The organism is Amycolatopsis dendrobii (assembly GCF_014145675.1).
Lineage (GTDB): Bacteria > Actinomycetota > Actinomycetes > Mycobacteriales > Pseudonocardiaceae > Amycolatopsis > Amycolatopsis dendrobii.
Genome location: NZ_JACGZW010000011.1, coordinates 306,295 through 323,016, shown reverse-complemented (window position 1 = coordinate 323,016; position 16,722 = coordinate 306,295). Strand labels below are relative to the sequence as shown.

The window sequence follows — 16,722 nt, the reverse complement described above, 5'->3', positions numbered from 1 at the left end:
GGTCAGAGGTCGACTCCGGTGAAGACCGTGACGCGTTCCTCGGTCAGGTCGTTCATCGCAGACAGCACGCCTTCCCTGCCGACGCCTGAACCCTTCACACCGCCGTACGGCATCTGGTCCGCGCGATACGACGGCACGTCACCGATGATCACGCCGCCGACCTCCAGTTCCGCCGACGCGTGGAAGGCCAACTGCACGTCACTGGTGAACACCCCAGCCTGCAGTCCGTACGCGGATGCGTTCACCGAAGCGAAAGCCTCGTCCACGCCATCCACAATGGATACTGCGAGCACCGGTCCGAAGATTTCTTCCGACCAAGCCTTGGCATCCGCGGGTACGTCGGTCAGCAGCGTCGGCGCAACCGTTGCGCCCGAACGGGTTCCGCCGGTCAGCACCCGTGCACCGCCGGCCACCGCTTCATCGACCCATTCGATGATCCGTTCCGCGGCCGCCTCGTCGACGACCGGGCCGACGTCGGTGTTGCGGTCGTATGGATCGCCGGTGTGCTGCGCCTCGACGGCCTCGGTCAACGCGGGCACGAACTCCTCCGCGATCGCCGCGTCCACGATCACCCGCTGCACCGCGATGCACGACTGACCCGCTTGGTAGTTCCCGAACGTCGCGATCCGCTGTGCGGCGCCCTCGACGTCCGGCCAGTCGCGCAGCACGACCGCCGCGGCATTGCCGCCAAGTTCGAGGACCACGTGCTTGCGCGCCGCCGCGTCCGCGATCGACCAGCCGACCGGGCCCGAACCGGTGAACGACACCACCGGCAGCCGCGGGTCGGCGACGAGTGCCTGGGTCTCCTCGTTTCCCAGCGGCAGCACGGAAAACGCGCCTTCCGGCAGGTCGGTCTCGGCGAGCAGCTCGCCAAGCACCAGCGAAGACAACGGCGTGCGCGGCGCGGGCTTGATGATGATCGGCGCGCCGACCGCGAGTGCGGGCGCGACCTTGTGCGCCACCAGGTTCAGCGGGAAGTTGAACGGCGCGATCCCGAGCACCGGCCCGCGCGGCACCCGGCGGGTCAGCGCGAGCCGGGCGTCGCCGGACGGGTCGGCATCGAGCCGCTGCACGTCGCCGGTGAACCGGCGGGCCTCCTCGGCCGCGATCCGGAACACCGACACCGCGCGCTTCACCTCGGCCTCGGCCCACTTGAGCGGCTTGCCGTTCTCGGCCGTGATCACCTCGGCGAGTTCCTCGGCCCGCATCGCGATCCCGCGCGAAACGTGCTCCAGCGCGGCCGCGCGCTGATGCGCGGGAGTGCGCCGGAACTCCTTCGCGACCGCAGCCGCCGCGGCCACCGCCCGTTCGACCTGGTCAGCGCCGGGCACCGCAACCGTCGCCACTTCGCTGCCGTCGAACGGGTGGTGCACCACGAGGGTGCTCGCGCCCTGCTCAGCCTGACCGGCGATCCACGCGGCCCGCGGCTGTGGGGTGATCGTGTCCATGGGCTCAAGGTATTAGGGAGCACCAGGCCCGGCACGCCGGACTCGGTCCTTCTTTTGTGGCACCTGTCCTGGTGACGGGATGACATTTGTCGGGGGTTCCCGGCGCGCGTCCGGCATATCGTCAGCCCATGACCAACTCGGTGGCCTCCCGCTGGTCCGAAAGCCCGGCTCGGGCCTTCTTCGCTCGCGTCGGAACACCGCGCCGTCCGGTGCTGACCGGCGCGGTGTTCCTCGTGACCGCAGTCGTGCTCGTTGCCCAGTTGGCGGATCCGTCGCTCTTCGACCGCTTCAAGCGCGACGCCGCCGCGATCGACGCCGGAGAGTGGTGGCGGCTGCTGACCGGCATGTTCTTCCAAGACGGCAAGGTTTTCGGCGGGATTTTCAACCTGGTCGCCCTCGCCGTAGCGGGCACCTTCGCGGAGTGGTGCCTCGGCCGGATGTCCTGGTTCGTCCTGTACTTCGGCTGCGGACTGTTCGGCCAGTTCCTCAGCTACGTCTGGCTGAACCCGGTGGGAGCGGGCAACTCGATGTGCGTCGCCGGGCTGCTCGGCGCGCTCGCGGTCGTGGTGTGGCGGGCGCGCGGCGCCGAGCCGCCGCAAGCGCTCTACCGCGCCGCGCTGCTGATCGCGCCGCTGGCCGTACTCGACACGGTGCTGCACGACAACCACGGCATGCCCGCGCTGCTCGGCATCGTGCTGGGGCTGCTGCTCACTGGTTTCGGTAAAGGTCGCGCAGCAGCAGGATCTCCGCGCAGTGATGGATCATCTCTCGGTTGATGTGCAGGACGAGCGCGGCCATCGACAGCTCCGCGTACGGACCTTCAGCCGGACCGCACGGACGCGCCAACGCTTCGGCGTCGAGGCTGCGTACGCCGGCGATCCAGGTCGCGTACGCGTCGTCGAGCTGCTTCAGCGCTTCGTCGGCAGTGCCCGCATACGGGAAGTCCTGATAGGACACCGGCGGCCCGCCGAAGTGCGACGCGGAGCGCATGCCCAGCACACCGGGGATGATGTGGCCCAGTCGCCACGCGATGGTGGTCACCGGCGGGGGAGTCGGCTCCGGGAACGAGAAGTCGATGGTGAAGTCGCCGGTGCCCGGGTCGTTCTCGCTCGTGCGGGGACGCACCGTCCAGCAGTCCGCGACCGGCTGCCAGAAGTACTCGTCGTCGGTCAGCCCCTCCAGCTTCGGGCGCACGTGGTGCTGCCAGTGCCAGTCGAGCTGCTCGGTCAGTTCGTTGGTCCAGTCGTTGGTCATGCGGGCACGGTAAGCCGGTTCGCGGACAGCGGCTGTCCTCATTCCGGGGGCATTGCCGACGTGACGGGGCCCACCTGGGACGATGGTGGCAAAAGCGCTGATACCTGGAGGTCTTGGGTGGCCACTCCCACCGGTCCGGTACTCGTCATGGACTTCGGGGCGCAGTACGCGCAGCTGATCGCCCGTCGCGTGCGCGAGGCGCAGATCTTCTCCGAGGTCGTGCCGTCGAGCGCGACCGTCGAGGAGCTGCTCGCCAAGAACCCGTCCGCGATCATCCTGTCCGGCGGCCCGTCGAGCGTGTACGCCGAGGGCGCTCCCGCGATGGACCCGAAGCTGGTCGAGGCCGGCGTGCCGATCCTCGGCATCTGCTACGGCCACCAGTTGCTCGCCCGCGCGCTCGGCGGCGTCGTCGAACCGACCGGCGTGCGCGAGTTCGGCCGCACCGACGTGCGGATCGTCGGCGAGGGCGGTGTCCTGCACACCGGGCTGCCCGGCCACCAGACCGCTTGGATGAGCCACAACGACAGCGTCACCAAGGCCCCCGAGGGCTCGGTCGTCACGGCCAGCTCCGACGGAGCCGAGGTCGCCGGTTTCGAGGACGTCGAGCGGCGCTTCGCGGGCGTGCAGTACCACCCGGAGGTGGCGCACTCGCCGCACGGGCAGGAGGTGCTGCGCCGGTTCCTGTACGAGATCGCGGGCGTCAAGCCCAGCTGGACCACGTCGTCCATTGTGGACGATCAGGTGGCTGCGGTCGCCGCGCAGATCGGCGACGGACGGGCGATCTGCGGCCTGTCCGGCGGCGTTGACTCCGCGGTCGCGGCCGCGCTCGTGCAGCGCGCCATCGGCGACCGGCTGACCTGCGTGTTCGTCGACCACGGCCTGCTGCGGGCGGGGGAGCGCACCCAGGTCGAGCGCGATTTCGTGGCCGCGACCGGGGTCAACCTGGTCACCGTCGACGCGCGCGAGCGGTTCCTGAACGCGCTGGCCGGCGTCACCGACCCGGAGCAGAAGCGCAAGATCATCGGCCGCGAGTTCATCCGCGTGTTCGAGCAGGCCGAGCGCGACCTCAAGGCGCAGGGCGACTACCGGTTCCTCGTGCAGGGCACGCTGTACCCGGACGTCGTCGAGTCCGGCGGCGGCGAGGGCACCGCGAACATCAAGAGCCACCACAACGTCGGCGGACTGCCCGACGACCTGCAGTTCGAGCTGGTCGAACCGCTGCGGCTGCTGTTCAAGGACGAGGTCCGCCGGGTCGGGCTCGAACTGGGGCTGCCGGAGACGATCGTGCAGCGGCAGCCGTTCCCCGGGCCGGGCCTGGGCATCCGGATCATCGGCGAGGTGACCGCGGACCGGCTGGAGACCCTGCGCGAGGCGGACGCGATCGCCCGCGAGGAACTCACCGCGGCCGGGCTGGACCAGGAGATCTGGCAGTGCCCGGTGGTGCTGCTCGCGGACGTCCGCAGTGTCGGCGTCCAGGGCGACGGCCGGACCTACGGCCACCCGATCGTGCTGCGCCCGGTGTCGTCGGAGGACGCGATGACCGCCGACTGGACGCGGTTGCCGTACGAGGTGCTGGAGCGGATCTCGACCCGGATCACGAACGAGGTGTCCGAGGTCAACCGCGTGGTGCTGGACGTGACGAGCAAGCCGCCGGGCACCATCGAGTGGGAATGACGTGAAAAAGCGGGGCCCGGAAATGTCCGGGCCCCGCTTTTTCGCGCTGTTACGGCCGCCGCTTGCGGAACGACGCGCCGAGCATCAGGATCCCGCAGAACACCGCGCCGCCCGCGATGATCCAGCGGAAGTCGAAGGTCGGCAGCCAGCTCGAGCCGTCGGTGAGGACGTAGCCGGACACCAGCAGTGTCACGACCCCGACGATCAGCGTGATCCAGTCGATCCCGCGGCGGCGAGCCGGGGCTTCGGGCTCGTCGTAGGGGTAAGGGTTCTCAGCCACGGCGCACCTCCACCTGGCCCACGCCGTTGGTGACGTGGAGCGTGATCTTCTGTCCGCCGACGTTGTCGTCGCCGTTGTCCGTCCCGGTGACGGCGGGCTGGCCGACCCCGTTGGACGTGCGGTTCAGGCAGTCGACCTCACCGGCGCTGTTCTCGCAGGTGAACGTCACGTCCGCGGTGCGCGGCACGATGACCTCGGTGTTCCCGGCGCCGTTGGAGACCGTCGTGGTGATCGGCTCGCTCGCGGCCAGCTGGGTCAGGTCGATCTTCATGTTGCCCGCGGTGTGCCGGTACACCGGCTGCAGCTCGGCCACCGTACGCGGGGTGGCGGACAGATCGCCGACGCCGCCGCGCACGTCGAGGTTGTCGAACGTGCTGGTCGTGAGCACCATCCCGGCGACCGACAGCGGAATCGCGAGCCCGATCAGCCCACGCGCTCCGCGAGCGAACGCTCCCGCCACGAGCCCGACCCCCAGCACGGCGAGCGTCATGCCGATGATGTGCCGCAGCGAGAACCAGTCGAACCCGTTCAGCGAGAGCGCGACCCCGATGCCGGCCACGATCACCGCGACACCGAACGTGGCGGCCCCGATCTTGGAGCGTCGCAGGCAGGGCTTAGGAGAGTCGTTGTAGTCACCGCTCGGAGGCGGCGGGGTCACCGGTGCCGCCGGGTCAGGCAGATCCCAGCCCGCCGGGTCGGCGGCCAGCGGATCCCAGCCCGGAGCCGCCGCCGCGGGAGTCGGGGTGTCGCTGTTCATCGTGAAAGCTCCGGTTCCGGAAGCGGTTCCGTCCGCCGCGAACGCGACGACCGGCGCCGGTCGGTTGTCCTGCCCGCGGGTGCGATGCAGGAGATAAAGGCACGTGGCGAGCAACGCGAACCCGATGAGGCCGCCGCCGTCGAACCAGCCGCCGCCGAAAGTCCACCCGACAACCGGAATCACCGCGACAGTCAAGACAGCCGCGAAGGCCTTCGTCATGCTCGACTGCCCGCGCCCGATCAACGCCTCGAAGCCGGAAACCTCGTCGCCCTCGGAGGGGAAGAACAACCATCCGAGCAGGTAAAGCACCAGCCCGAACCCCCCGAAAACGGTCGCCGCCGCCAACGCGACCCGAATCACCACCGGATCGATCCCGTAGCGATCCCCCAGCCCAGCCGCGACCCCCGCGACCTTCCGCCCCGAGTGCGGCCGCCGAGGCCGGCTGGCCCAGAAGTCCTTGACGGTCTCCTCGAACCCGTTCAGGGGGTTCGTACGGGGAGGCCGCACGTCGTTCGCACCACTCATGCCTTACAGCATGGTCGACAGGGCGGGGCGGCACATCGGGGAAGGTCCCTGAGGTTATCCCCGAGATCGGTCCCTTGCCTGGGGCAGGGGCGGTCGCGACGGTTCTCAGGCAGAGACCTCATGGGGCCGGTGCCCGGGTCGTGGCGAGCGGAGTGCCTTCACCCCTTGGGGAGAAGGGGGTCCAGTTTCTTGGCCAGGTCTTCTGTCGTGCCGCAGGACGCGGCGGTGTCGACACCGCCGGACACGATGATGATTGCACGCGAACTGGACTCAACTGACATGGAAATCGAACATGCGCCGCTCGACCCCAGCGGTTCGGGTTCTTCGATGAACGGCCGACCGTTAATTTTTCCGCTGCGAGCCTTGTCGGGACTGCTGATGTTGTCCGTGTAACGTTGTCCTTCTTGCAGGAGAAGCGCGACATCGGTGGCATTTATTCCGCCGCTGGTTTTTTGGGTAGTGCAGGCTTTTCGGCCTTGTGCTATCGACGGGGCTGCTTTAGGGAATCCGGCACCGCTGAGGATCTGGTCCAGGAGTGCGCACTGATTTCTGTCGGAAAAGGGATTTCCGGACGGGGTGGAGGGAGGAGATGCGACCGAGGGGGTCCCGCTGGACTGGGCAGCACCGTCGACGGTGCTGCTGCATGCGGTCAGTGCCAACGCTGCTGAGCCGAGCAGAAGGGTGACTTTCGGGGTCCGAAATTTCACTGGTTGTCAATTTTCTTGTTGAGTTCAGCAAAAGACGTCGAATGCGCGCTTTCGGTTTCGCGATAGTTTTTTCGCGCGATGGAGAGAGCTTCTTGGGCGGCGTAAACGGCATCCCTCATGAGGATGAGATTGGGGACCATCGCCTCGTGGCCGTCGTTTGCTACTTGGACATTAAATTTCGCGACGGATCTCCCGTAGTCGAAATTTCCCATTTGTGCGGCTTTGGTGAGCAGGCTCACCTGATCGATCATCTGGTTGTATCCGCTGAGGAAGAAGTCACACGCCTCCATGTAGGCATGGAACCCCTCTTCGTTCACCGCGAACGACCCGTTCTGCGCCAAGGTCTTCAACGTGTTGCCGGCCGTCTTCATCTTCTGCGCGGCCTCATGACTTCCGGGGCCTTCGGTCAGCCCGGCCAGGAAGTCGTTGCCCGCCGTGCCCGCGGCGGGAGAGCTTCCGGCCACCGGCTTCTGGTCCCAAACGATGTCTGCCATCGGTTGCTCCTAGGTCTGTTCGAAAGAAGGGGTCAGCCGCCGAGAACCGGAGGCGTGATCTTCTCCCCGTCCGGTCCCCGCTCCGGCTTGACCTCGAAGACCTCGTCCGGATCGATCTGCGTCGGGATCTTGTTCTTGTGTTCCTTGTCCTCTTCCTTCTTCTTCCCAGCACCCGCCGCACCAGCGCCGGCACCCGCGGCCCCGGCCTTTCCGCCCTTCCCGGCGTTCGCGGCAGCGGTAGCGCCGCGCTCAAGCCGTTCAGCGGCACCCTTGCTACCGGATTCACCGGGCTTCCCGGAGCCACCAGACCCAGCCCCGCCAGTCACTCGGCCACCGGCACCGCCCCGGCCAGCACCGCCACCCGATCGGCTGCGCGGCGTGTCCTCGCCGGAGTTCCCGACACCGCCTCCTCCTCCGCCCAAAGCGAGCCCTTCCGGAGAAAGCCGCCCGCCGATGCCCGGAGTGGTCCGGAGGTTGTTCCCGCCCCCTGGCACCGCAGGGTTGCCGAGCGGCCCAGTGCCGGTGTTGATCCCCGGCCCAGGGCTGTAAGGAACGCCCGGAGGATTGCCGCCTCCCCCAGGCGGGAAGGAGTTCATAGCAGGACCGCCAAGCGGCGGATTCGTTCCCGTGAACCCATTCGCCGGACCACCAGTCACCGGACCGGGCCCGCCAGGACCGACATAAGGCCCGCTCGAAGACCCGCCAGGCACAGTCACCGGCGCGGCACTGCTCGCGTGCGTGCTGTCGTTGTTCATCTGCGGCGGCGGCGAATAAACCGGCTGCGTAGTCGACGTCTCGTGATACGTCGAGTCCAACCCGTGCATCACCTGGACTGCCTGCTGATGCGCCGCGTCGGCCTGCTGTTGCTTGGCCGCCACGTCGCCCATCGCGATCACGCCCTGCAGCGGGTTGCCGTTCTGGAACTGCTCGGTCGCCTTGGCCATTTCGGCCTTCTGGTCGAACCCGGTCGGCTCCGGCATGTTCTTGTGCGCGTAATCGGCCGCCGCGGACTGCTGGGAGTAGCGGTTCGACACCAGTTGCATCGCGCTGCCGGTTTTTTCCGTGTGGTCCGCCGTGCTCTGGAAGAACGAATGCGCCTGCGCAGCGGCGGTTCCTTGCCACTCCGCACCCGCGGTGTTGGCCGCGTCGCGGAACCGATTGGACGCGTCCGCGAGCCAGTTGCCGTAGATGTTCGTCACGCGGCTGCGTTCGTTGATGTCTTCGAAGTTCAAGCCCTCGTTGACCATTTTGTGCAGGTCTTCGTGGCTGTACGACGCGTAGTTCGCGTCCGGCGCCGGAGCGTCGCCCCGCGTCTGCTGACCCTGGAGCAGCTGCTGGCCTTGCTGGACCGAGTACTGCGAGGCGTCCCGCTCAGTCGCGCTGCGCGTCTCCGGTGAGTCCTCGCCGGCCGCGAAGATCTGGTGCACGTTCTGCGTCCGGGCGTAGTAATCGCCTGCGGACTCGACGTGCTCCGCGCGATGCTGCTCGGTCATCCGGCCTCCCCGCCCCGTGTACGCACTGTGATCGCTCGCCCCCTGCATCGTACCGAGTCCTCGCGGGCGGCAGGGAGGTTCGCGGAATTTCCCCGCCGGCGGCCGTCTGGGGGAATGGATCAGGGCCTTCCCCGATGTCCGGGCCGCTTCCGCGTGTGACGATGGGACTCGTGCAGGACTTTCTCGACATCCGTGCCCCAGGGCGGGTTTCCTCGACCGATGAGGAGCCCTCGGCACTCATGTCCGCCCAGGCGATGGAGGTCGCCGAACCTGAGGCGCGGCCCAAGATGTACCGGCGGCGCTCCGGGCGGGCCGTCGCGGGCGTCGCGAGCGGGCTCGCCGATCACCTCGGGGTTCCGGTCGTCTGGGTCCGTGTCGTGTTCGCGTTGCTGGCCGCGCTCAACGGCGCGGGCCTGCTCGCCTACGGCCTGCTCTGGGTGTTCGTTCCGCAGAGTTCCGAGGAAAGCGAGACCGCGCCGAAGGCCCGCGACCGGCAGCAGGCGTATGGGCTGATCGCGCTCGGCATCGGGCTCGCGATCGCCAGCAGCACGCTCACCGGCGCCATCCGCGGCTGGGTGGCGGTGCCGCTCGCGCTCGCCGCGCTCGGTGCGGCGGTCGTCTGGCGGGAGGCGGACGAATCGCAGCGGCGGCGCTGGCGCGTCGGGGCTCGCGACGGACTGGTCGGCGAGGGCGGCAGGCTCGCGGCGTTCGTCCGGATCCTCGCCGGGGTCGCGCTGGTGGCCACCGGCATCGGCTTCGTCGTGTTCGCCAGCGGCGACTTCGACCAGGTCAAATTCGCTCTGATCGCGGTGATCGCGACGCTGATCGGCGTCGCCGTGCTCACCGTCCCGTTCTGGCTGCGGCTGGTCCGCGACCTCGGCGAGGAACGCCAGGCCCGCATCCGCACCGACGAACGCGCCGAAATCGCCGCGCACCTGCACGACTCCGTCCTGCAGACCCTCGCGCTGATCCAGCGCCAAGCCGACCAGCCCGCCGAGGTCGCGCGCCTCGCCCGCGGCCAGGAACGCGAGCTGCGCGGCTGGCTGTACGGCCCCGGCGGCTACGGCAAACCCAGCGACAAGCGGACCAAGGAAGAGGAAGAGGGCACCCGTCAGCAGTTGTCCGAGGCGCTCGCCGCGGCGTGCGGCGAGGTCGAGGACCAGTTCGCGATCTCGGTCGGCCAGGTCGTGGTCGGCGACGCCGAGCTGAACCCGCCGCTCACCGCTTTGGTGCAGGCGGCCCGCGAGGCGATCGTCAACGCGGCGAAGCACGCCGGCGTCGACGAGGTCAGCGTGTTCGCCGAGGTCGAACCCACCGAGGTCACCGTGTTCGTGCGCGACCGGGGCAAGGGCTTCGACCCGGACGTCGTACCCGCCGACCGGCACGGCCTCGCCGACTCGATCCGCGGCCGGATGGAGCGCCACGGCGGCACCTGCAAGCTGCGCACCGCGCCCGGCGAAGGCACCGAAGTCCAGCTCGCCATGCCGGTGAAGGCGGGCAAAGGGGTGGTGTGACCTCGCTATGCTCGGGGGCAGGCGAAGCGAGGGAGTGGGCAGTCGTGACGGAAAGCCAGCGGGAACCGGTCAAGGTCTTCCTCGTGGACGACCACGCGTTGTTCCGCGCGGGAGTGCGCACGGAGCTCGATTCGATCACCGACGAGGTGCAGGTGGTCGGCGAGGCCGGGTCGGTCGCGGAAGCGGTCGCCGGCATCGCGCGCACGCGTCCGCAGGTCGTGCTGCTCGACGTCCACATGCCCGACGGCGGCGGCGCCGAGGTGCTCCGCCGCGTGCGCCCGGAGCTGCCGGACGTCGTGTTCCTCGCGCTGTCGGTTTCCGACGCCGCCGAAGATGTCATCGCGGTGATCCGCGCCGGCGCGCGCGGGTACGTCACCAAGACGATCTCGTCGAAGGAACTCGTCCGCGCGGTGGTCCGGGTGGCCGACGGCGACGCGGTGTTTTCCCCGCGCCTTGCCGGTTTCGTCCTCGACGCCTTCGCCGACCGTCCCGGCTCCGCGCCGATCAACGACCCCGAGCTGGACTTGCTCACCCCGCGCGAGCGCGACGTCCTGCGCCTGCTCGCCCGCGGCTACGCGTACAAGGAAATCGCGTCCGAGCTGTTCATCTCGGTGAAGACGGTCGAGACGCACGTGTCGAGCGTCCTGCGCAAGACCCAGCTGTCGAACCGCTACGAGCTCTCCCGCTGGGCCTCGGACCGCCGTCTCGTCTAGGCCGGAGTCAGTTCTTCTTCCGGGGCCACCGCCGGTTTGCGCTGCAACCGCGTCAGCGCGACGCCGAGCAGCACCACGACCATGCCCGCGATCACGCGCAGGTTCAGCTGCTCGTGCAAGAAAACCGCGCCCAGCAACACCGACACCACCGGCAGCAGATAGCCGACCACCGACGCGGCCACCGCGCCCTCGCTCGCCAGCAACTGGTAGTTGAGCGCGAACGCGATCCCGGTCGAACCGAGGCCGAGGACCACCACCGCGATCACCGCGACCGGGCTCAGATGCACCGGGGTCAGCCCGCCGAACGGCATGGCCAGCACCAGAAAACCCGTGGCCAGCAGCATTTGCCCGGCTGCGATCGCGTACGGCGAGGAGCCGGTGTTCGACAGGTACCGTCCTTCGTAGACGAACGCGAACCCGTAGCTCGCCGCCGCGGCGAGGCAGGCCAGCGCACCCCAGCTGAGCAATCCGGACGCCTGCCACGGCGCGAAGATCAGCAGGATCCCGCCGAGCCCGATCACCAGGCCGGCGATCCGCGTCGCGTTCATCCGGTTCGACACCCCGAGGAACGGGGCCGCCACGAGCACCCAGAGCGGGGTGGTCGAGTTCAGCACCCCGGTGATGCCGGAGTCCACAGTGGTCTCGCCGACCGCGAAAAGCAGGAATGGCAACGCATTGTGGAAGAACGCCGCGACGAGCAGGTGGCCCCAGGTACTCCGTTGCGACGGCAGGCTTCGCCGCCCGATCAGGCACAGCGCCAGCAGCACCACGGCGCCCAGCACGAGCCGCGCCAGCACCAGTTGCACGGGAGAAAGTGCTTCGAGCCCGAGTTTGATCCAGAAAAAACTCGATCCCCACATCAACGCGAGCGCCGCGATCCTCAGCAGCGTCTTCGTCTCGCCCACCCCAGGTTCCTCCTTCGCCTCGCTAGCCAGCTTCGCCGCGGCAAGGTGTAAGGACAAGCGAAAATAACTGCAGGGACAATTAAGCAAAGCTGTAGGATTGAAACCATGCTCGATGTACGGCGCATGCAGGTGCTGCGCGCGGTGATCACGAGCGGTTCGATCACTGCCGCGGCGAGGAATCTCGGCTACACGCCGTCGGCGATCAGCCAGCAGCTGGCGGTGCTCGAACGCGAAGCGGGCACGCCGTTGCTGGAACGTGTCGGCCGTGGCGTCCAGCCGACCCCGGCCGGGACGTTGTTGTCCGAACACGCCGAGACGCTCAGCGCGGAGCTGGCCCGAGCCGAAGCCGCGCTCACCGAGCTGAAAGAAGGCCGCACCGGCAAGCTCGCCATTCGTTACTTCGCCACGGCAGGCGCGACGATGGTGCCGTACGCGGTGGCCGCGCTGCGTCGCGAACACCCTGGCGTGTGGCTCGATCTCAAGCTCATCGACCCGGGCGACCCGCTCACCGAGGTCGAGGAAGGCCGCGCTGACCTGGCGATCATCGTGTACCCGCGGCCGTCGGAGCCGGGCCGGGGCATCGAGCTGGTGCCGTTGCTCGACGACCCGTATCGCGCGGTGCTGCCGCGGGCGCACCGGCTGGCCCGCAAACGCGTCCTCGACCTGGCCGACCTCGCCGAGGAGCCGTGGGTCGGCGTCGACCCGATCCCGGGGGCCTGCCGCGCGATCCTGGAAGGCGCGTGCGCGTCGGCCGGGTTCCATCCGAACGTCGTGGTCGAGTCCGAGGACTATCCGTCGGCGCAAGGATTCATCGCCGCCGGGCTCGGCGTCGGGCTGGTGCCGGAGCTGGGGCTGGGCACTCCGCATCCGGGCGTGGTGGTGCGCCGGGTCCGCAATCCGCAGCCGAGCAGGCACATTCACGCCGCGGTGGCCGCACGAGTCGCGGGCAGTCCGGCTGTGCAGACATTCCTCGAAGCCATGCAAGAGGCGACCGAAAACGTCGCCTGACGCTGGCTCAGACGAACAGCAGCTGCGAAACGCCGATCCCGATGAGGATCGCGCACAGGATCGCCGCGACGGTGAGGATGATCCGCCGTCGCGCCGCCGCCTTCTCCCGAACGGCCTGCGCGGACGCGGCCTGCTGCGCCGGAGTGGGCGTGTACCGGGCAGTCGGCTGCTGCATTACTTGCTGCTGCATCGGCTGCGCCGGAGCGGGAGCTTGTGGCACCTGCTGGACCGGAAGCTGCATCAGCGGAGCAGGCTGCTGCGGCTGTTGCTGCGGCAGAATTTGCTGCGTGGCATCCGGCTGGATCTGCTGCGTGGGTTCCGGGACGTTGGGCTGCTGCGCGGGCAGCGGCCGTGACGCCGGAAGGGTCGGCAACGCGGGCGCGGTCGGCGGGATGAACGCGGTCTGCTCGCGTCCGACGGTGATCGCCTTCAACGCGTGCACAGTGTCGTCCATGGTGGGCCGAGCCGCGGGGTCGGCGCGCAGCATCTTCTGCAGCGCCCCGGCGAGCGGGCCAGCGTTCTCCGGCGGCCGTTCCGGGGACTGGCCGTCGTCGCCGAACGGCGGCACACCCTCGACCGCCGTGTACAGCGTCGCGCCCAGCGAGAACACGTCTGCAGCTGCAGACGGAGGCGCGCCACGGGTGACCTCAGGCGCCCGGTAAGCGGCGTGCGGGCCGCCGCCGGTGATGCCGATGTCGGTCAGCTTGACGCTGCCGTCGTCCGCGAGCAGCACAGTGTTCGGTTCGAGCGTGCGGTGGACGATGCCCGCGGAGTGAATCGACGCCATCGCATCGCCGAGCTGGATGCCGAGGAACGCGGCCTGCTCCGGAGTGAGCCGGCCGTGCTCGGCGAGGAACACCGACATCCCGCGCGACGGGATGTACTCCATCACCAGCCACACGTCCTGGCCGTCGGGCAGCACGTCGTACACCGTGATCGCGCACGGATGATCGATCCGGGCCGCGGCCTTGCCCTCTTCCATCGCCATCGCGCGCGCCTGTTCGGCACGGTCCGGCGGCAGGCCGACGGGCAGGTACATGCGTTTGACGGCGACGGTCCGGAACAGCCGCGTGTCGAACGCGAGCCACACGATGCCCGCGCGCCCGCGGCCGATCGGCTGGTCGAGCCGGTACCGCTCGCCGACGATGCTGCCTTCTGAACTCAATGCTGTCCCTGGATCGCTAGCTGGTCGCAGTCGGCGGCGCTGTCGCCGAGGTTTCCGACTGCGGCGGCTTGGTCGGCGACTGCTTAGTCTGAGACACCCGCGTTTGCGACGGCTGATCCTGCGTCGGAGTGTCCTCCGCCGTAGTGGTCCGCCGCGAGTGCCGCGTCGACTGGGTCTCGCGGGTCGCGCTTTCCCGGGAAGACGTAGGCGGGGACGTAGTGGTTGCTTCCGAAGGCGGCTGTGTGACGGACGTCGGCGCGACCGCGGACGACGAAACAGGCGGCGCCGGCTGCGAAGCGTCCGGCGGATTGCCCGGAGTCAGCAGCCACACGCCGAGCGCGACCAGGCCGACGACCACGACGCCGCCGATGATCGCGGGCTTCTTCCACGCGCCGGGCTTCTCGTCCTCGTCGTCCTCGGGCGCGGTCTGCACCACGCGGGTCCGCGGCGCGGGGTCCTCGTCGTACGGATCGTCCTCGTAGTGGTCCGGCACCGGGACCGCGCGCGTGGCGGCGAGGCCGTTGCGGCTCGGGTCGCCGTACAGCGGCGGCTCCTGGTGGTAGCCGTCCTGCTGGTAACCGTGGTCGTCGTAGTCGTCTTCCGGGTAGCCGGAGCCGGGCGGGTACGGGTCCTCGTCGTAGTACTGCTGCGCGCTCGGGTCGTACTGCTGGGTCACGCCCGGGTCGTCGAGCAGCGTGCCGGAGTGGCTGGCCTGTTCGTCGTCGGGATGCAGCAGACCCGCGGCAGCCGCGCCGCCCGCAGCACCGAGCGCGGCCGCGCCGAGGGTGCCCGAGGACGAGGCCATCATCGTGTCGCCGTCCGGACCGCCGAGCGGGGTCTCGCCGCGCGCGACCGCGGCCAGCAGTTCCTCGCATTCGTCGGCGGTGGGACGGTGCTGGGTCTCCGGGTGCAGCAGCACCGCGAGGACGCTCGCCAGCGGACCGGACTGCCGCGGCGGGTTGATCTGCCCCGCGGCGACCGCGTGCAGCAGGCTCAGCGTGTTCTCGGACAAGCCGAACGGCGGCTGTCCCTCGCAGGCGGCGTACAGCGTGGAGCCGAGGGAGAAGACGTCCGACTCGGGGCCGGGGTCGCCGCCGATCGCGACCTCGGGGGCCAGGTAGGCGGGGGTGCCCGCGATCATCCCGGTCTTGGTGACCGTGACGTCGTCCTTGGCCCGCGAGATGCCGAAGTCGGTGATCTTCACCGTGCCGTTGCCCGCGAGCAGGATGTTGCCCGGCTTGATGTCGCGGTGCACGATGCCGACCGCGTGCGCCTCGCGCAGGGCGGCGGCGATCTGCGCGCCGATCCGGGCGACCTCCAGCGGCGGCAGGGTGCCTTTCTCCTGCAGCACCTGCGCCAGGCTGGTGGAATCCAGGTATTCCATGATCAGGCAGGGCTGGCCGTTGTCGTCGGTGACGACGTCGAACACGGTGATCGCGTTCGGGTGGTGCAACCGGGCGGCGATCCGGCCCTCGCGCATGGTGCGCTGCCGGGCGTCCTCCGCCTCGTGGTTCTCCAGCCCGGGCTGGAGAAGCAGCTGCTTGATGGCGACCGTACGGCCCAGCACCTCGTCGTGGGCGCGCCAGACGGCCCCCATCGCGCCGGAACCGATCTTCCCGACGATCCGGTACCGGCCGGCGACCAGACGACCCTCGTCGCTCACGCGACCTCCCTTTGGGGCTCCGACTTCCCGGGGCGGGACTGTTCTACCCCGAAGGGGTGAGTTCGAACCCGCCGCAGCACCGGAGCGTAGGCACCTGCTGTGGACCGTGTGCCGGTTTTGCCGAGACCGACCCGTGACAAGGCTAGGCGCTCACTCTGCGCACACGCACGCGGCACACTTGCCCTGACCCGGCATAACCACGTTCGCGCAGGTCAGGAGTAGACCGCGGACAGGACGCGGGCCTGGGAGATCACATCCTGCTCGACGACGTCGAACAATTGGGTCACGCGCAAGAGGGTTCCGTCCGCCTGGTGGACCAGCGCGACGGCGAAGACCGAACCGTCGTCCTGGACGTGCAATTCCTGGACGTCGATCGAGTCGGCCCCGCTCCACGCGCGGACCAGATCGCCCGTTTCGCCGCGCGCGACGTTCGGCGCGAGCAGCGAAAGCGCGTTCTCCGGCTGGTGGTCGATCGAGGCGTAGAACTTGCGCACCGCTTCGAGCTTCACCGGATCCGGCGCGGCCGCCGACGAGGTGGCGGACTTCTTGTGCGATTCCGCCGACGCCGGGGTGCTCGAGGAGGCGGACGACGAGGTGCCGGAAGTGGTTTCCGGCGTCGTGGTTCCCGAGTTCGACGGCGTCGTGGCCGCGGAGTCGGTGTGCTTCGACTGCGTCGTGCTTTCGCTCTGCCCTGACGTCGTGCCGCCGGACGAGTGGACCTTGCGCTGCTGCGGCACGGCCTGGCCGCCGAGCGCGGCCGCGCCGCTGAACCCGGCGGGCACCGCGGCTCCGCCCGCGACCGGCACGGTGGGCCGCGGGCCGCCGCTGAGCAGCGAGGCGGTGACGACGGCACCGGCGACGAGCGCGCCCGCTCCGACGAGCCCGGCCAGCTTCGCGCGGCGGGCGAGCTTGCTTTCGGGCTCTTCGACGGGTTCCTCGGCCCGGACGACCGGGCGGCGGGTGCGCGGCGGCAGATACTTCTGCGGTTCGCGGAACACCTGCTCGAGATATTCGCGGTCGGCCTCGGCCACGTCCTCGAGCAGTTCCGGCGGGATCACGTCCTCGACGCGCACGGCGTCGGGCTCTCGCCGGGTTCGCTGCCGTTCAAGCACGAAAGTCCTC

16 protein-coding genes are annotated in these 16,722 nt (G+C 69.3%); 5 read left to right on the top strand and 11 right to left on the bottom strand.

The features are described 5' to 3' along the window. Positions 1-2: 2 nt before the first annotated feature. A complete protein-coding gene (locus H4281_RS31990) occupies positions 3-1,448 on the bottom strand; it encodes an aldehyde dehydrogenase family protein (protein WP_182894596.1) in 1,446 nt (481 codons plus the stop codon). A 128-nt stretch (positions 1,449-1,576) separates the two neighbouring features. On the opposite strand from H4281_RS31990, the gene H4281_RS31985 reads away from it, so the two are divergent. Then, positions 1,577-2,224 (top strand): rhomboid family intramembrane serine protease, encoded by a 648-nt coding sequence (locus H4281_RS31985; RefSeq protein ID WP_182894595.1) that lies wholly within the window; start codon positions 1,577-1,579, stop codon positions 2,222-2,224. Here the strand turns inward: H4281_RS31985 and H4281_RS31980 are convergent. Then, on the bottom strand, positions 2,157-2,702 hold the full coding sequence (locus H4281_RS31980) for a DinB family protein (protein ID WP_182894594.1): 546 nt from the start codon (positions 2,700-2,702) through the stop codon (positions 2,157-2,159). The genes H4281_RS31985 and H4281_RS31980 overlap by 68 nt on opposite strands. 117 nt (positions 2,703-2,819) lie before the next feature. Here H4281_RS31980 and guaA point away from each other — a divergent pair, with 117 nt between their 5' ends. Then, on the top strand, positions 2,820-4,376 hold the full coding sequence (gene guaA / locus H4281_RS31975) for a glutamine-hydrolyzing GMP synthase (protein ID WP_182894593.1): 1,557 nt from the start codon (positions 2,820-2,822) through the stop codon (positions 4,374-4,376). A 49-nt stretch (positions 4,377-4,425) separates the two neighbouring features. Here guaA and H4281_RS31970 read toward each other — a convergent pair whose 3' ends face one another. The 5 genes from H4281_RS31970 to H4281_RS31950 all read right to left on the bottom strand — a co-directional run bounded on the left by H4281_RS31970 (position 4,426) and on the right by H4281_RS31950 (position 8,632). Beyond that, positions 4,426-4,656, bottom strand: a complete 231-nt coding sequence (locus H4281_RS31970) for a hypothetical protein (protein ID WP_182894592.1) — start codon at positions 4,654-4,656, stop codon at positions 4,426-4,428. Continuing rightward, a complete protein-coding gene (locus H4281_RS31965; protein ID WP_182894591.1) occupies positions 4,649-5,938 on the bottom strand; it encodes a PspC domain-containing protein in 1,290 nt (429 codons plus the stop codon). The genes H4281_RS31970 and H4281_RS31965 overlap by 8 nt, the downstream gene beginning before the upstream one ends. 158 nt (positions 5,939-6,096) lie before the next feature. Continuing rightward, positions 6,097-6,645 (bottom strand): DUF3558 family protein, encoded by a 549-nt coding sequence (locus H4281_RS31960; protein ID WP_182894590.1) that lies wholly within the window; start codon positions 6,643-6,645, stop codon positions 6,097-6,099. Next, positions 6,642-7,139: a hypothetical protein gene (locus H4281_RS31955; protein ID WP_182894589.1), complete on the bottom strand. Its 498-nt coding sequence runs from the start codon at positions 7,137-7,139 to the stop codon at positions 6,642-6,644. Before H4281_RS31955 ends, H4281_RS31960 begins: the two co-directional genes overlap by 4 nt. Before the next feature lie 32 nt (positions 7,140-7,171). Beyond that, positions 7,172-8,632 carry a hypothetical protein gene (locus H4281_RS31950; protein WP_182894588.1) on the bottom strand — a complete coding sequence of 487 codons (1,461 nt, stop codon included), beginning with the start codon at positions 8,630-8,632 and terminating at the stop codon, positions 7,172-7,174. A gap of 239 nt (positions 8,633-8,871) precedes the next feature. Here H4281_RS31950 and H4281_RS31945 point away from each other — a divergent pair, with 239 nt between their 5' ends. Both H4281_RS31945 and H4281_RS31940 read left to right on the top strand, forming a co-directional pair. Beyond that, positions 8,872-10,146 (top strand): ATP-binding protein, encoded by a 1,275-nt coding sequence (locus tag H4281_RS31945; RefSeq protein WP_182894587.1) that lies wholly within the window; start codon positions 8,872-8,874, stop codon positions 10,144-10,146. A 44-nt stretch (positions 10,147-10,190) separates the two neighbouring features. Further along, positions 10,191-10,859 carry a response regulator gene (locus H4281_RS31940; RefSeq protein WP_009072456.1) on the top strand — a complete coding sequence of 223 codons (669 nt, stop codon included), beginning with the start codon at positions 10,191-10,193 and terminating at the stop codon, positions 10,857-10,859. On the opposite strand, the gene H4281_RS31935 is transcribed toward H4281_RS31940, so the two are convergent. Then, positions 10,856-11,764, bottom strand: a complete 909-nt coding sequence (locus H4281_RS31935) for a DMT family transporter (protein WP_182894586.1) — start codon at positions 11,762-11,764, stop codon at positions 10,856-10,858. The two genes, H4281_RS31940 and H4281_RS31935, sit on opposite strands and share 4 nt — an antisense overlap. A 105-nt stretch (positions 11,765-11,869) precedes the next feature. Here H4281_RS31935 and H4281_RS31930 point away from each other — a divergent pair, with 105 nt between their 5' ends. Next, entirely contained in the window at positions 11,870-12,772 is a 903-nt protein-coding gene (locus H4281_RS31930; RefSeq protein WP_182894585.1) for a LysR family transcriptional regulator, read from the top strand. Between the two features lie 7 nt (positions 12,773-12,779). On the opposite strand, the gene H4281_RS31925 is transcribed toward H4281_RS31930, so the two are convergent. From H4281_RS31925 to H4281_RS31915, 3 genes are all read right to left on the bottom strand, one after another. After that, entirely contained in the window at positions 12,780-13,937 is a 1,158-nt protein-coding gene (locus H4281_RS31925) for a serine/threonine-protein kinase (RefSeq protein WP_182894584.1), read from the bottom strand. Between the two features lie 16 nt (positions 13,938-13,953). Further along, positions 13,954-15,600 carry a serine/threonine-protein kinase gene (locus H4281_RS31920; RefSeq protein WP_182894583.1) on the bottom strand — a complete coding sequence of 549 codons (1,647 nt, stop codon included), beginning with the start codon at positions 15,598-15,600 and terminating at the stop codon, positions 13,954-13,956. Between the two features lie 212 nt (positions 15,601-15,812). Next, a complete protein-coding gene (locus H4281_RS31915) occupies positions 15,813-16,712 on the bottom strand; it encodes a hypothetical protein (protein WP_182894582.1) in 900 nt (299 codons plus the stop codon). Positions 16,713-16,722: the final 10 nt, after the last annotated feature.

Excerpts from the sequence above, each read along its gene's own strand:
- H4281_RS31990 (WP_182894596.1), bottom strand. The coding sequence starts at position 1,448 with ATGGACACGATCACCCCACAGCCGCGGGCCGCGTGGATCGCCGGTCAG.
- H4281_RS31985 (WP_182894595.1), top strand. The coding sequence starts at position 1,577 with ATGACCAACTCGGTGGCCTCCCGCTGGTCCGAAAGCCCGGCTCGGGCC.
- H4281_RS31980 (WP_182894594.1), bottom strand. The coding sequence starts at position 2,702 with ATGACCAACGACTGGACCAACGAACTGACCGAGCAGCTCGACTGGCAC.
- H4281_RS31965 (WP_182894591.1), bottom strand. The coding sequence starts at position 5,938 with ATGAGTGGTGCGAACGACGTGCGGCCTCCCCGTACGAACCCCCTGAAC.
- H4281_RS31955 (WP_182894589.1), bottom strand. The coding sequence starts at position 7,139 with ATGGCAGACATCGTTTGGGACCAGAAGCCGGTGGCCGGAAGCTCTCCC.
- H4281_RS31950 (WP_182894588.1), bottom strand. The coding sequence starts at position 8,632 with ATGACCGAGCAGCATCGCGCGGAGCACGTCGAGTCCGCAGGCGATTAC.
- H4281_RS31945 (WP_182894587.1), top strand. The coding sequence starts at position 8,872 with ATGTCCGCCCAGGCGATGGAGGTCGCCGAACCTGAGGCGCGGCCCAAG.
- H4281_RS31930 (WP_182894585.1), top strand. The coding sequence starts at position 11,870 with ATGCTCGATGTACGGCGCATGCAGGTGCTGCGCGCGGTGATCACGAGC.